Source organism: Enterococcus sp. DIV0436a (genome assembly GCF_051711605.1).
Classification (GTDB): Bacteria; Bacillota; Bacilli; order Lactobacillales; family Enterococcaceae; genus Enterococcus_B; species Enterococcus_B faecium.
Map to the genome: position 1 here is coordinate 177,528 of NZ_JBIONA010000001.1, position 14,816 is coordinate 192,343.

Consider the following 14,816-nt stretch of genomic DNA (forward strand, 5'->3'; position numbering starts at 1 on the left):
GGATCCTATGGTAAAAAGAGGAGATATTTATTTTGCTGATCTTTCTCCAGTCGTGGGATCGGAGCAAGGCGGAACACGCCCAGTTTTGGTTATTCAAAATAATCTAGGTAACCATTTTAGCCCGACGATCATTGTTGCGGCCATAACGGCAAAAATGGCTAAACCTAAGCTTCCGACTCACATTGGGATCAAAGCTACTGGAACAGGAATAGAAAGAGACTCCGTTATCCTGTTGGAGCAGATCAGAACGATCGATAAATCAAGATTGAAAGAAAAGGTCTGCCATTTGGATCGACCCATTATGGCAGAAGTTGACCGAGCATTGAAAATTAGTGTGGGTATCGAAGCACTGACTCCTGTTACTAAATAAATATAGCGAAGTAACCATGCAGCCTTTACATATAAAAAAGGACCAACTGTGCGTAAAAAAAGATACGTCTGCTTCTAGTACCAGCATTTCTGCTAGAAGAAGCGAACGTATCTTTTTTGATGATCCAAGGAGTGGTCCATGCGCCCTCCCCCTTTACATTACAGCCAGACTTGGATTACCAGCTGGCTTTTTTTACTCCTGGAATCAAACCTTTATGTGCTAATTCACGGAATTTTATACGGGACATCCCGAATTTACGCATGTATCCGCGAGGGCGTCCATCGATCAAATCACGATTTTTCAATCGTTCTGGACGAGCATCTAAAGGAAGTTTGCGCAAGCCTTCGTAATCTTTTTGCGCTTTTAATTCCTGGCGTAAAGCAGCATAGCGTTCAATCGTTTCTTGCTGTTTTTTTGCTTTGGCAATCTTTGATTTTTTAGCCATCAACAAATTCCTCCAATTATTTTTTATTAGCGTAAATCGTAATCTTTACGCTTTTGGATAAATAATTTAACACGTTTCGCGAAAAAAGACAATTATTTTGTTTTGAATCATGCGCCAAAACGAAAAGACATTTTTTTTGTCAAAATAAAGGCATAAACGTAAACTTAAAGAAAAAGGGAGATGGTGACCATGCGAAGATTTGCAATTAACGGTTACGGAGAAGCACAAGATGTTTTTGAAGAAATCGATGCTCATCCCAGAGAAGTCGGTTCTGGACATGTTCGTGTAGAAATAAAAGCATTCAGTGTGAATCCTTATGATGTTGCCTTGTGTTTAGGAGAAATGAAAGAGATACGAACATTGAAATTCCCTTATGTACCAGGTAATGATGGCGCTGGTATTGTGACAGATATTGGTTCAGATGTCACAACTGTTCATGTAGGTGATCGAGTAGCTGTCCATGCAGTCGGCGGGACTTACGGAGAAGAAGTCGTGTTGCCATCAGCAAAAGTAGCAAAAATTCCAGATAAAATGAGTTGGGAAGAAGCAGCCGGAATGGTCACGCCAGGAATTACGGCTTATAATCTAATCAACCATTTGACGGAAATCCAGCCGACAGATACTGTAATGATACTAGGAGCATCAGGTGCGGTCGGGTCAAGTCTGATCCAGCTTCTCCATGAAAAGGGAATCCGAATCTTAACCAGTGCATCCAGTAAAAGTGAGGAAAAGGTAAAAAAATTAGGAGCTTCAGCATTTGCTGCTTATGATAAAACAAATCCAGGTCTGCAATTTGCTGATCAGGCAGACCTTGTAATCGATGCGACGAAAGGAAGTATCAAAGGAGAAACCGGCATCCAGATCATGAAACCAGGCGGCAGGTATGTTGCATTAAATGACCTCCCAGATCTAGATTTGCGGCAAAAAAAGGAAGGCTTTTATGAATCGTTTGTTCCAAGAAAGGAATATCTAGATGCAGAAGCCTTTGCTGGCATAATCAAAGCCTACCAAAAAGGAGCCTTTCATGTTTTTATTTCAATGAATCTGTCTGCTTCACTTAAGCATGTCATCCAAGCACATCAGCTAGTTGAAGGACATCCTCCTGCTGGGAAAATCATCCTGTCATTCGAAAAATAAGAAATACAGGAATAAAAAACGAAAAAAGCTGAAACATTTTTGTAGGGGCAAAGACAAAAAATGTTTTAGCTTTTTTGCGTATACGTATAATAGATAAAAACTTTGGCATAAAATTATCTTTCCCTTTTATTTCATGATAAAGTAAAGGCTGTAATCCTTAATTATTTCTCAATATGTAAGAGATTACAATGAGACAATTGCCGTGATATGTCCAAAAATTCGACTTTTTTGAAAAAAGCCGATTGAAAAAAGTATGAAATACATGGTAAAGTAATTCAGCTGAAAAAAGAAGAAGGGGGAGAACTATGCAGTCAATCAAAAATACGCTTCGATTATATTTGCTTGACTGGAAACGGATTTTCAAAAACCCGATTGCAACACTTCTGATCATCGCGATCATGATCATCCCTTCGCTATATGCGTGGTTTAACATCAAAGCATTATGGGATCCATATGGAAATACTGGAGAGCTGCCAATTGCTGTTTACAGTGCAGACAAGCCAGCAGAGTTTCAAGGTAAAGAAGTGGCCATTGGGGAGCAAGTCATCGAATCGCTTCATAAAAATAAACAATTAGGATGGCAATTCGTTGATTCAAAAGAACAATTAGAAGACGGAGTCCGTTCCGGAAAGTATTACGCAGGTATTTACTTGCCAAAGGATTTCTCAGAAGATCTGCTGAGTTTTACTAGTGGTGATATCAAGAAACCAAAAATCGAATATACGGTAAATGAAAAAATCAATGCGATTGCACCGAAAATCACCGATAAAGGAGCAAGTTCGATCCAATCGCAAATCACAAATGAATTTATCAAAACAGCCAGTTCGACTTTATTGAAAGTATTCAATGAGATAGGTTACGACATCGATACGAACCTAGTAAGTATCAATAAAGTCAAAGATATGATTTTATCAACAGATGAAAATTTGGACACGATCGACGGCTACACAAAACAAGTCCTCGAATTACAAAGTCAACTACCTGAAATCAAGGAAAAACTGAATAAAGCAAATGAATTCGTGGATTACATCCCTAAAGTAGATGAGATGGGTGAAAAAGTCGTTGCATTGAATGACAAAATGCCTGAATTGAAAGACCAAGCAAAAATCATCCTTGATTTGCAAGAAAAAATCCCAGAGATCCAAAATGCCGGTAAACAACTAGCAGAGATCGACGGTGATTTTGCTTCGATCCAAGAGACAATGAACCAAGGAATCGATGAAGCAAAACAAGGCTTGACGATCATCCAACAAGTACAGGATATCTTGCCAGATGTGAAAAATTTAGAAAACCAGGCAAGTGATCTAGCAAACCAAACAAAATCAGGTGCCTCTCAGCTGAAAGATGCGATACCAAGCATCACAAACAGCGTAGATGTCACATTGAAGTCAATTGGACAAGTGGCAACAACGACAGGTTCGTTAATAGATACTGTAAGAACAGCTATTGAAGATGGTAAGCTGACTGATGATGAAAAGAAAAACATCAGCAATGTATTGAACGGCTTTATTGACGGAATATCTCAACAACAAAATGCAATCGATAAACTGGTCGAGTTCCTGACTAAATTGCAAACAAGTGCTGGAAATACGAAATTGCAGCCAATTATTGATCAGCTAAATCAATTAAAACCCTTGCTAAGCAATCTGCAAAACCGCCTATCTGCTTTGAACACAGCTGTTCAAAATGAAGACACGAAGGCTATTGATGAATTGCTAGATCAAATTGATGCCGTTGTTAATAATATCAATGGCATCATTGCTGGTATCAATACAGGTCAAATCAGTTCCACTGTCACTTCTCTACTAGACCAAGTCATCGATACGATTGGGACTGCACAAGGCGCACTGAGCAAAGCGGACCAGATCGACTTTGATTCGCTTCTCAGCTCAACGAAAGCAACTGTAACGAATGCAGTGGCAATTTTAGAAAAATATCAAAAAGAAATGCCTGCAATTGGACAAGAAATCCATGATGCCAATACAATGCTGAATGGAAATATGGATACCATCGTCAATGGCATCAATGAAGGGGCAGACCTATACAACAATGAATTACCGATCCTTCAGCAAAAATTAGGATTGGCCGCTGATTTTATCCAAAATGATTGGCCAGCACTAAAAAATGAAATCACCGGTACATTGACAACAGTAAATGAAAAAATGCCAGAAGTCGAAATAGCTGTGAACGCTGCTGCGGACTTGATCAACAATGACTGGCCAAATATCAAAGCTGGTATCCAAAAAGCAGCAGACGCGATCCGAAAAGGCGAACAAGAAGTCGATCTAGGCGAAGTCATCAAATTATTGAAACTAGATGCAACAAAAGAAAGTGACTTCTTTACACAACCTGTTGAGCTACAAACCAATGCGCTTTATCCAATCGCAAATAACGGTTCAGCTAGCACCCCGTTTTATACTGCACTATGTCTGTGGGTCGGCGCTGTTCTTCTTTCAAGTGTTGCTACGACAGAATACTATTTAGGAAAGAAAGACCGAAACAATTTTACGAAACGAGAACAATTCGTTGCTCGTATGCTGACATTTTTGACAATGGCGATTGCGCAAAGCTTGATCGTTACATTAGGGAATATTTTCTTACTAGGAGTAGATGTCCAAAATCCGGTCTACAGCGTGTCATTTGCTGTCTTGATCGCCTTAGCGTTCATGATGATCGTCTATGTCTTGGCTGCATTATTCGATAATGTCGGTAAAGGGATCGCTATTATCATCTTAGTACTGTCGATCTCTGGCGGAGGCGGGAACTATCCGATCCAAGTCTCAGGGAAATTCTTCCAAATGATCAATCCGTTCTTGCCATTTACTCATGCGGTAAACTTGTTACGGGAATCTGCAGGAGGAATTTATTGGCCAAATGCTACGAAAGCAATCTGGATCATGATCGGTTTGTTTGTTGTCTTTGGAATCGTAGGAACGGCAATCTATCCGTTCATCGAAGAAAAAATGACGAAATTCAAAGAAGCGGCGCATGAGAGCCATATTTTTCATTAAAAAAGAGGTTGTGAAATCAGTGTTTTGACCTGAGTATTAGAGAAAAAAATGGAAAAATAGTTCCTCATATTTTGCCGTTTTTTGAGCTAATACCGAGGGTCAGCTGATTGAACACCGTGTACCAAGAGGTTGTAAAAAAGCTGCTCTGCATCAAGTAATAAGAACGACCAAATAAAAACAGCTTCTTATGTTTTTAATTTGGTTGGGCTTATTACCGCAGATGCAAGCTTTTAAACACCGTTTATCAAGAGGTTGTGACAACTGCGCTATGCTTCGAGTAGTAAGAATTATGGGTAGAAAGCAACCTTACATCTCTCTTTCAAAAGTTAAGATATCAAAAAGGATAGAACTTGATTTTCTAAGTCAAGTTCTATCCTTTTATTATAGAATTCAAAGAAAAAGCCCATAAAAAAATGTTAGATTTTTGCTGTATTAAAGCGTTTGAAAAAGCGCTTGATATTTTTCTGTTTTTTTCCAATTATTTTCTTAAAGTTTATTGACTTTTAAGGTCAGTGAGCGTACTATAACATCTTGTTTACTATAAATTTTCGACTATAAAACTTGAAGTAAAATTGTGTGTAAAGGAGTTTAGAAATTGGATTACTTAAAAAGGTTGTTAGTAGGTAAGCCTTTAAAATCTGCTGAAAATGATGAGCACAAATTAACCCGATTTGCTGCTTTGGCATTATTGTCGTCTGATGCGTTATCATCTATTGCATATGGTACGGAACAAATCGTTGTCGTTTTAGTCGCTTTGTCTGCTGCAGCCATCTGGTATTCGCTACCCATTGCCGCTTTTGTTATTATTTTATTGATTTCATTAACGCTATCATATCGTCAAATCATCCATGCTTATCCTCATGGCGGGGGAGCATATGTCGTCAGCAGTGAGAATCTTGGAAAGAATGCTGGCTTGATTTCCGGTGGCTCTTTATTGATCGACTACATGTTGACAGTAGCAGTATCTGTCTCAGCAGGTGCTGAAGCGATCACATCAGCGGTGCCAGCACTCTACGGTCATCAAGTCGCTATTTCTGTGACAATCGTTTTGCTACTGATGATGCTGAATCTTCGTGGTCTGAGGGAATCTGCATCGTTCCTATTATTTCCGGTGTACACATTTATCCTTGTGATCTCGTTACTGATCGTTGTTGGTTTATATAATATCGTGACAGGTGCTGTGCCATTGCAAGCTACTGCACTTCCAGGAGCGGCTGTGCCGGGTGTTTCTATCGCTTTGATTTTACGAGCATTTTCTTCTGGTTCTTCCTCTTTAACTGGGGTGGAGGCGATTAGTAATGCTGTACCATTCTTTAAGAAGCCAAGAGCAAAAAATGCCGCTGCTACGTTGACGATGATGGCATTGATCTTAGGTTTCTTCTTCGTGGGGATCACATTTATCAACTATTGGTATGGGATCGTTCCTGAAAAAGAAGTCACTGTTTTGTCTCAAATTGGTAAAGCTGTCTTTGGACATGGTATTTTGTATTACGTCCTTCAATTTGCTACAGCGCTGATTTTAGCAGTTGCTGCTAACACCGGTTTTTCTGCTTTTCCAGTTCTTGCATACAATCTGGCAAAAGATAAATTCATGCCTCACATGTATCAAGATCGTGGGGATCGACTAGGCTATTCCAATGGGATTATCACACTAGCGCTAGGTTCGATCGTATTGCTGTTTATTTTCCATGGCTCAACAGAACGCTTGATTCCGTTATACTCTATCGGCGTGTTCATTCCATTTGCTTTATCTCAAACAGGGATGGTCGTCAAATGGAAAAAAGAAGGAAAAAGATGGTTAAGCAAATCGATTGCCAATATTACAGGTGCGTTCATCTCATATGCAATCATTGCGATTTTGTTTGTCTATCGGTTAGGGGACATTTGGCCTTTCTTCATCATTATGCCAATCGTTATGTTCATTTTTTATAAGATCCATGATCATTATAAAAAAGTAGCAGAACAGCTTCGTTTAGAAAATGATGCAAAACTACATGATTATGACGGGAATACCGTTCTTGTATTAGTCGGGAATGTGACACGGGTAAATATCGGTGCGTTGAATTACGCACGTTCGATCGGTGATTATGTCGTTGCGATGCATGTTTCGCTAGACGAAGATGTCGAAAAAGAAAAAGAAATCGAAGCAGAATTTAAAAAGCATTTCCCAGATGTCCGTTTTTCAATCGTCCACTCTTCTTATCGCTCGATTGAAAATCCAATTATCCGTTATGTAGATATCGTAAGTAAAAATGCAGCGAAACAAAACTATACAACTACTGTGTTGATTCCTCAATTTGTACCAAACAGACGCTGGCAGAATATTCTCCATAACCAAACAAGTTTGCGGTTAAGATTGCGATTGTCTTGGCGTGAAAATATCGTTGTCAGCACCTATAGCTACCATTTGAAGAAATAAACCAAGTTTTAAAATCAAAAACAGACCCTCTAGCTCTTAATTGAAGCTAGAGGGTCTGTTTTGTCTTATTCTCAGCTAAAGGTGCCCTCTATAAGCCATTAAAGATGGGAACAGCGTATGAAATGTTATTATTCTTCCTATTTAGCTGTAAAACATTTTGATTTTGATGTCTTGATCATAATTTCCGAATCCTTTGCCAAATAATGTACAGCCTCCTATATTTTCAGCTTCTTCCTTTACCTCGACTCTTAAGTGCCATGTGTCTTCATAGGTAGGAATATCCTTGATCGTGACATCTGACAATGGTTCGCCTTCCATATAAGTTCCATGTTCCATGATTCGAATCGTCTTCAACAGCCCGTATTGATTTAAGTTGTCTGGATACCAATCTGGCGTATACTTGCCTCGAATATCTGCAAAATCTCCGGGGCTTGTCCAGGTGCCCAATGTGATACCGTTTAAGCTAAAGGTAATGTCAGACGGCCAATTATTATTAGAAAAAGGAAATTCAGAAGAAATCTCCATGGAAATCTCCATCATCTCTAGTTTCTCATCTGGAGAAAGGAAATTGGGTGACTGGTATTCAACAAAGCCTTTCGTGAACCAGAGAATCCGACCATCCATTCGATTCGGGTCCATAAAAAATTTAGGTTCATCTACTGGACCGATAAAACCAGAGAGTGTCGCTAATCCACAAGTTGGTTCAACAAAATAATTTGTATAATGACCGATCGGAATCGAAGTTTCTCTAGTATCAAAGGCATTAAATATTTTCTCAGGAAAGTTAATATCAATATGATCCACTCTCAAACTGGAAATCTTTTTTTGCCCCACACGTTCCGTTTTGATGATTTTGGCTTCCTCTAATTTTTTGATGTGCACCGTAATAATCGCACTGCTTAAACCTAATTCTTGTGCCAACTCTTTGACATTCATCTTGTTTTTAGCCAGCAATTGAATAATTTTGATCCGCACGTTACTGGCAAGTGCCTCATAGACAGGTAATGCTTCTTGATTGATTTCTAATTGCATCGTGTCGCCTCCGTTTAAACTGTTTGATTTACTTGAATGTTAATATATTTGCTAATTTGTGTAAATAGCATTGTTTATTTCGTTTATTGATTAATATATTTATTAATTAAAGTAGCGATTATTCTAGTAAAGTTAATTAAAATGTTGTTGACAGCGGTTACAAATAAAGTTATGATTTATTTGTAAATAGAAAACGTTTGCAAATTTTGGTAATAAGTAATGAAATTATATACGAATTGATAGTAAATAGTGATGAGGAGGATAGGAGTGTTCGGCTAGGTCATAATTCAATTTCAATGAAAGAGGGAAGAACATGAAGAAGAAACTTATTATTATTGGTGCATTGGTTGCAGTAGTCGCAATTGCTTTTGCCGGTTTTAAACGTTACCAGTCTTCAGAAAAAGAAAAATACACAATAAATTTTTGGTCTCCTCTTACGGGGGATGATGGTGCTTATATGGACAAGATTGTAGATGAATTTAATGAACAGTCTGGATCAGATTACAAAATTAATCACGTCATCACATCTGATATGTATACAAAATTAAGTACAGTCGTTAGCTCTAAAAATGGTATTCCTGATTTAACATTAATGCATTCCTACAAAGTAGAGGAATTTGTTAATTCGAATATTCTCGATACGGTTGAACCTTTGGTTTCGCATCAACCAGAGCTACAAAAAGGCAATTATTTAGATACTGCTTGGAATGCAGGAACAATTGGAGGCACTCAGTATACAATTCCGTTAGATATCCATGCGAGTGCAATGTACTATAATCAGGACCTTTTAGAGAAATATGATGTTACCTCTTGGTTAGACGATAATATTGTTACTTTTGATGAAATGATGTCATTAGCAGGGAAAATGGACGAAGGCGATTATGTTGTTAACAATGCCTTACTTTCCTGGGTTATTTTGGCTCAGATCCGTAATTTAGGAGGAGCTATTTCTGATGAGGCTGGCAATCCGACCGTTAATACTCCGGAAATGAAAGAAGCATTGGAAAGAATTAAAGCACTAACCGATGCTGGGTTAATGACTCCTTATGGCGAAGACGGTTATCTGATGTTCCAAGGTGGAAATGTTCTATTGTCCACAGATGGTACTTGGACTTCAACCGCGCATGATGCTGTTGAAGGGCTGAATTGGGGTGTCACAAACATTTATTCAACATCTGATGATATTGCAACAAATCGGGCTGCTTCCCATATGTTTGGTATGTTGAAGAGTGAGTCTAGAACCGATGAGAAAGAAGAAGTCATCGCGCAATTCTTAGAATTCGTTCGTACGAATTCGATTGAATGGGCAAAAGCGGGACAAATTGTCGCTAGTAAAGACATTTTAGAAAGTGATGATTATCAACAATATCCTCAATCCTTCTTTACTTCAACATCAGAGGAAGAAGATACACTTTATATCTTTGACTATGTTTATTTCTCCTATGTATTAGAGGCATTAGACGTCTATTGCACAGATATTGCATACAGTGAATTAGACTTGGATGAAGGTTTAGCAACGATGCAACAATATGTAGAAGATAAGATTGCGGAAGTGGCTAAATAATTGAAAGGGGATAATTTTATCCCCTTTCTGATTTTTGGAAGGGAATGAAAGGAATGAAAAAAAAGAGCATTAACTGGGCTTCAATTGCATTCATTGGACCGCATATGGTTCTCTTTATTATTTTTGTATGCATTCCAACAGTCTATGGGATTTATGCTTCATTTACTCAATGGAATTTGATTTCTGATCCTGTTTGGGTCGGCCTAAACAACTATAAGACGTTGTTATTTGATAGTTCGTCCACTTTCTATACTCAATTTTGGAATGGTTTGAAAAATACCTTTATTTTTGTTTTGATCATGGTACCACTACAGATCATTATTCCTTTGATGATTGCAGCGGCACTGCAACATAAAAAAGTGAAGCTGAAAGGACTTTTTCAAGCGGTTCTATATATTCCAGGTCTTATCTCTGTATCAGCTGGTTCTTTGATATGGTCACTGATTTTTCACTCTCGATTAGGTGCCGTAAATAATATTTTTGGGTTTGATTTCTCTTGGGCATCGCGACAACCTTATGCGTGGATCTTGATTTTCGCTGTCAGCATTTGGGGAGCGATTGGTGGTAACATGATCATCTATCGCTCAGCTTTAGCGGGTGTCAATGAAGATCTTTATGAAGCCGCAGAGATCGACGGAGCTGGATCGTTCCAAAAATTTTTGAACGTGACCTTGCCGTCTATTCGGTTTCCACTGTTATATACGATCGTGATGACAACTGCTGGGGCATTTAACGTCTTTGCACAGCCTTTGATGATGACTGGTGGAGGACCCAATCAAAGCACGACTGTATTGATGATGTATATCCGTTCACTGGCTTTTAGTCAAGGGGAATCAATTGCAGGGATGGCTTCGGCTATGGCAGTCATATTAGGATTGATCATTATGTGTGTGTCCGTATTTCAATATTTTCTTTTAGATAGAAGCAATACTTAAGGGGGTAAAAAATGAATACACAAAAGAAACATATACCTAGTATGATCATCGCATATTTGTTTCTGATCGTTTTATGTATCATCTGGGTTATTCCATTGATTTTTAGCTTCGCCACTTCTTTTCGTTCTCAGACCGAAATCGTCTCCACTGGGTTTCGCTTGTTACCCGTAAATTGGATATTAGATAACTATATAGCGATTTTAACCAATACCTCTACTGCGCCTATCATGCAGTGGTTATGGAATTCACTGTTTATCGCAGTCACTCACACTGTCTTAGTTGTGATCGTTGTTTCAGTGACAGCTTATGGTTATGGCAGAACGCGCTTTAAATATCGTGATCGAATCTTTTATCTTTTGATGGGGATCTCGATGTTTCCCGGTGTTGTGAATTTGATTCCTTCCTATAAAATCATCGAAACATTTGGTTGGGTCAATTCATCTCTTGCCATGATTGTTCCAGGACTGGCTGGAATGGGGAATATTTTTCTTGTCAGACAATTTATGAAGGGAATTCCTCTTGAGTTTGATGAATCGGCGCGAATGGACGGTGCAGATGAGTTTACAATTTTTTCAGAGATTATCGTTCCGTTGATCAAACCTGTTCTGATCGTTGCCGGACTCTTTTCTTTCACTGGCTCTTGGAATGATTTCTTATGGCCAGTAATCGTGTACACAGACGTTAGTAAGATGCCAATTACGGCTGGGCTGCTTTTATTACAAGACATTTATGGGAATTATCGGATGATTGGCCAGTTAATGGGATCAGCATTGATTGCCATTATTCCCACAGTACTGCTGTTTTTATTTGCCCAAAAATATTTCATTGAATCTATGAACTTAAATGCAGGAATAAAAGGATAGTGAAGATCATGAATCGAAAACTGGAAAGAAACTTACTACGTGCCAGTGCGGTCTGGGATGTCTGTATTGGTCTCGTAACGATGTTTGGGTATTATCCTTGGTTTGAAGAACAAGGGATCGCAGCGTTTCAAAATCAAAATCAGTATGAATATTTACAATCAAGTCTTATAGGTATGATCTCAAAAGTAGTGTTGATCGTTGCATTAGCAACGATTTTGATGGGCGTTATCAGTTGGATCAACGCGAAGAATATGCGAGACAAACAAATAAACAAAGGAACGATACGTTGGATGATCGCCTGTGTCATCATCCATTTGATCATCTATGATGTGATTGGTGTCGTCCTCTATTTACTAGCTACGACGATGTATATGTCTAAAAATAAAGCAATAAAAATACTAAAAACGGAAAATGGAATTTTTTAAGAAGGTGTAGAATTTATGGCAGAAAATTATTTGGAACCGATTGTATTAGAACGAGCAGACCCATGGATATACAAGCATACCGATGGATATTATTACTTCACTGGATCAAAACCAGGGTATCAGGAAATCGAATTAAGACGTGCGAAAACCTTGAAAGGACTGACTGACGGTGAAGTAAAAGTCATCTGGACGGCTCATGCCGAAGGCTCAATGAGTGAGCTGATCTGGGCACCAGAGATTCATTTTATTCAGGGAAAATGGTACATCTATTTTGCTGCTGCAGATCATGGAGAAGTCAGAAATGATCAGCATCATCATCGGATGTTTGCAATCGAAAATGCGAAAGAAAATCCCTTTGAAGGAGAGTGGGTGGAAAAAGGACAAATCAAGACGCAATTTGAGAGTTTCAGTTTAGATGCTACGGTATTTGAACATAGGAACCGATTGTATTATGTCTGGGCACAAGTAGATCCAAATATTCCAGGCAATTCCAATCTTTATTTATCAGAGATGGAAAATCCTTGGACATTGAAAGGAAAGCAGATTCTTCTGAGTATCCCTTATTATGAATGGGAAAAAATCGGCTTCAAAGTAAACGAAGCACCCGCCGCTTTGATTAGAAATGGAAAAGTGTTTATCACTTATTCAGCAAGTGCGACGGATGAAAACTATGCGATGGGGCTTTTATGGGCAGATGAAGAGAGCGATTTGTTGAATGGCTACTCGTGGAACAAATTAAAAGAACCAGTGTTTTCAAGTTCTGAGCGTAATTCTCTTTATGGTCCTGGTCATAATTCATTTACAATTGATGAGGAAGGAAAGCAAGATATTTTAGTTTATCACGCTCGACCAGAAAAAAATGATTATAGTGATCCATTGGAAAATCCAAACAGACATGCGTATGTTCAGCCATTTACATGGCATAAAAATGGACTGCCTAATTTTTGCGAACCTGGTGTAATCAAAGCTTAAGAAAAAGAGAGGAAAAAAATGACTACAAAAATAAATATGATCAGTAGGATGATACCTGTTTTTTTGACCAGTTTTTTTCTTATGGGATGTCAAACAGGGGAAGCTGCCGAGCAGCTTATACAAAAGGAGTGGGAAACAACATCTAAGGAACGGGTATCGATCCATGACCCTTCAATTACAACTATCCATGAGGAAAATCAAGAATTATTCTATGTATTTGGTTCACATCTTGCTCAAGCAAAAACATCAGACTTACGAACGTGGGAAGTTCCTTTTTCTCACGAATATGAATCAATGGAAGACAATATTATTTATGGAAATACCAAAGAAAATCTAGCTGAAACATTTAAATGGGCAGGATATGATGATGCTGATTCAAAAGGCGGCTATAGTCTTTGGGCGCCAGATGTGATCTGGAATGCTGATTATGAATGGTCAAATGGAGACAAAGGAGCCTACATGCTTTACTACTCAGCTAGTTCTACTTGGCGGCGTTCAGCGATTGGATTAGCTGTAGCAAAAACAATTGAAGGACCATACAGCTATTCTGACACAGTTATTTATTCTGGATTTACAGAAAAAGATTCAACGGATGGTAGTGACCGTAATACAAACTATCAAAATACTCATTTGGCAAAACTGATCAAAGATGGAAAAATAAGTGGTTTTAGTGAAAACTGGTCTATCGAAGCCGGTCTTACCTATAACACCGATTATGCGCCAAATGCCATTGATCCCGCTTTGTTTTATGATGAAGAAGGGAAACTATGGATGACCTATGGTTCTTGGTCCGGCGGTATCTTTTTATTGGAAGTTGATCCAGCCACTGGAAAACCAATGTATCCTGGTGAAGATAGCACTACAGAAGATGCGCGCATCATTGATCGCTATTTTGGGATTAAACTCTCAGGTGGCTATCATCAATCAGGAGAAGGTCCCTACATTGTTTATGATGAGAAAACCGATTATTATTACCTATTCGTCACTTACGGTGGTTTAGCAGCAAAAGGTGGTTACAATATGCGACTATTTCGCGCTGAAAAACCAGAAGGACCTTACCTTGATGCCCAAGGAAATAGCCCAATCTTGGATAAAGGTGAACAAAATGTGAATTATGGTATCAAATTGATTGGGAACTATCAATTTTCGTTTCAACAAATGGGGTATCGAGCAGCGGGACACAATTCGGCGATCATCGATGAGAATGGTCAGTGGTCCTTGGTGTATCATACGCGCTTTAACAATGGAACCGAAGCCCATGAAGTGCGGGTCAACAGAATGTATATGAATGAGGAGGGCTGGCCAGTTCCAGCACCCTATGAGTATCGAGGCAATGAACAAGTAGCAGATGCTTTGACAGAAGATGAAATTATCGGGCGCTATGAAATCATTAACCATGGCACCGACAATGGAACGACCATGCTAAAAACGCAGATGATCGAGTTTCAAAAAGATGGAAACGTTACTGGAGACTTGACCGGAACTTGGACGTACGATGCGGGATACTTGGTGTTGACTTTTGAAGAAACTACCTTCAAAGGAATCTTATTAACTCAGGAAATAACAGAATTCGAGCAGCAAAAGTTAACGTTTTCAACGATTGGCGATAATAATGAGTCCATTTGGGGAATCAAAGAATAGGA

At 38.8% G+C, this 14,816-nt stretch carries 12 protein-coding genes; 10 read left to right on the forward strand and 2 right to left on the reverse strand.

The annotated features are described in order from the left end of the window. Positions 1-7 precede the first annotated feature (7 nt). Positions 8-370: a type II toxin-antitoxin system PemK/MazF family toxin gene (locus tag IGL15_RS00875; RefSeq protein WP_002289874.1), complete on the forward strand. Its 363-nt coding sequence runs from the start codon at positions 8-10 to the stop codon at positions 368-370. A 175-nt stretch (positions 371-545) separates the two neighbouring features. On the opposite strand, the gene rpsN is transcribed toward IGL15_RS00875, so the two are convergent. Beyond that, the gene (gene rpsN, locus IGL15_RS00880; protein ID WP_002293413.1) at positions 546-815 is read right to left on the reverse strand and encodes a 30S ribosomal protein S14; all 270 of its coding nucleotides are present in this window, start codon (positions 813-815) and stop codon (positions 546-548) included. Positions 816-1,004: 189 nt separating this feature from the next. Here rpsN and IGL15_RS00885 point away from each other — a divergent pair, with 189 nt between their 5' ends. The 3 genes from IGL15_RS00885 to IGL15_RS00895 all read left to right on the forward strand — a co-directional run bounded on the left by IGL15_RS00885 (position 1,005) and on the right by IGL15_RS00895 (position 7,382). Continuing rightward, the gene (locus tag IGL15_RS00885) at positions 1,005-1,952 is read left to right on the forward strand and encodes an NADP-dependent oxidoreductase (RefSeq protein ID WP_438766355.1); all 948 of its coding nucleotides are present in this window, start codon (positions 1,005-1,007) and stop codon (positions 1,950-1,952) included. A 305-nt stretch (positions 1,953-2,257) separates the two neighbouring features. Further along, the gene (locus IGL15_RS00890) at positions 2,258-4,963 is read left to right on the forward strand and encodes a YhgE/Pip domain-containing protein (protein ID WP_104765612.1); all 2,706 of its coding nucleotides are present in this window, start codon (positions 2,258-2,260) and stop codon (positions 4,961-4,963) included. Positions 4,964-5,558: 595 nt separating this feature from the next. Next, complete coding sequence (locus IGL15_RS00895; RefSeq protein ID WP_002294202.1) at positions 5,559-7,382, forward strand: APC family permease; 1,824 nt, start codon at positions 5,559-5,561, stop codon at positions 7,380-7,382. 141 nt (positions 7,383-7,523) lie between these two features. Here IGL15_RS00895 and IGL15_RS00900 read toward each other — a convergent pair whose 3' ends face one another. After that, a complete protein-coding gene (locus IGL15_RS00900; RefSeq protein ID WP_002298354.1) occupies positions 7,524-8,414 on the reverse strand; it encodes an ArsR/SmtB family transcription factor in 891 nt (296 codons plus the stop codon). A 313-nt stretch (positions 8,415-8,727) separates the two neighbouring features. Between IGL15_RS00900 and IGL15_RS00905 the strand changes: the two genes are divergently transcribed. From IGL15_RS00905 to IGL15_RS00930, 6 genes are read left to right on the forward strand one after another with little or no spacing between them, the layout of a single operon-like run. Beyond that, a complete protein-coding gene (locus tag IGL15_RS00905) occupies positions 8,728-9,978 on the forward strand; it encodes an extracellular solute-binding protein (protein WP_002298352.1) in 1,251 nt (416 codons plus the stop codon). Positions 9,979-10,022: 44 nt separating this feature from the next. Beyond that, positions 10,023-10,913, forward strand: coding sequence for a carbohydrate ABC transporter permease (locus IGL15_RS00910; RefSeq protein ID WP_002298350.1), 891 nt, complete (start codon positions 10,023-10,025; stop codon positions 10,911-10,913). Positions 10,914-10,924: 11 nt separating this feature from the next. Beyond that, entirely contained in the window at positions 10,925-11,776 is an 852-nt protein-coding gene (locus tag IGL15_RS00915; protein WP_002315574.1) for a carbohydrate ABC transporter permease, read from the forward strand. Positions 11,777-11,784: 8 nt separating this feature from the next. After that, positions 11,785-12,201 carry a hypothetical protein gene (locus IGL15_RS00920; protein WP_002337069.1) on the forward strand — a complete coding sequence of 139 codons (417 nt, stop codon included), beginning with the start codon at positions 11,785-11,787 and terminating at the stop codon, positions 12,199-12,201. A gap of 15 nt (positions 12,202-12,216) precedes the next feature. Next, on the forward strand, positions 12,217-13,173 hold the full coding sequence (locus IGL15_RS00925; protein ID WP_104765315.1) for a glycoside hydrolase family 43 protein: 957 nt from the start codon (positions 12,217-12,219) through the stop codon (positions 13,171-13,173). An 18-nt stretch (positions 13,174-13,191) separates the two neighbouring features. Then, positions 13,192-14,814, forward strand: a complete 1,623-nt coding sequence (locus IGL15_RS00930) for a glycoside hydrolase family 43 protein (protein ID WP_104765314.1) — start codon at positions 13,192-13,194, stop codon at positions 14,812-14,814. The last annotated feature ends 2 nt before the right edge of the window (positions 14,815-14,816 follow it).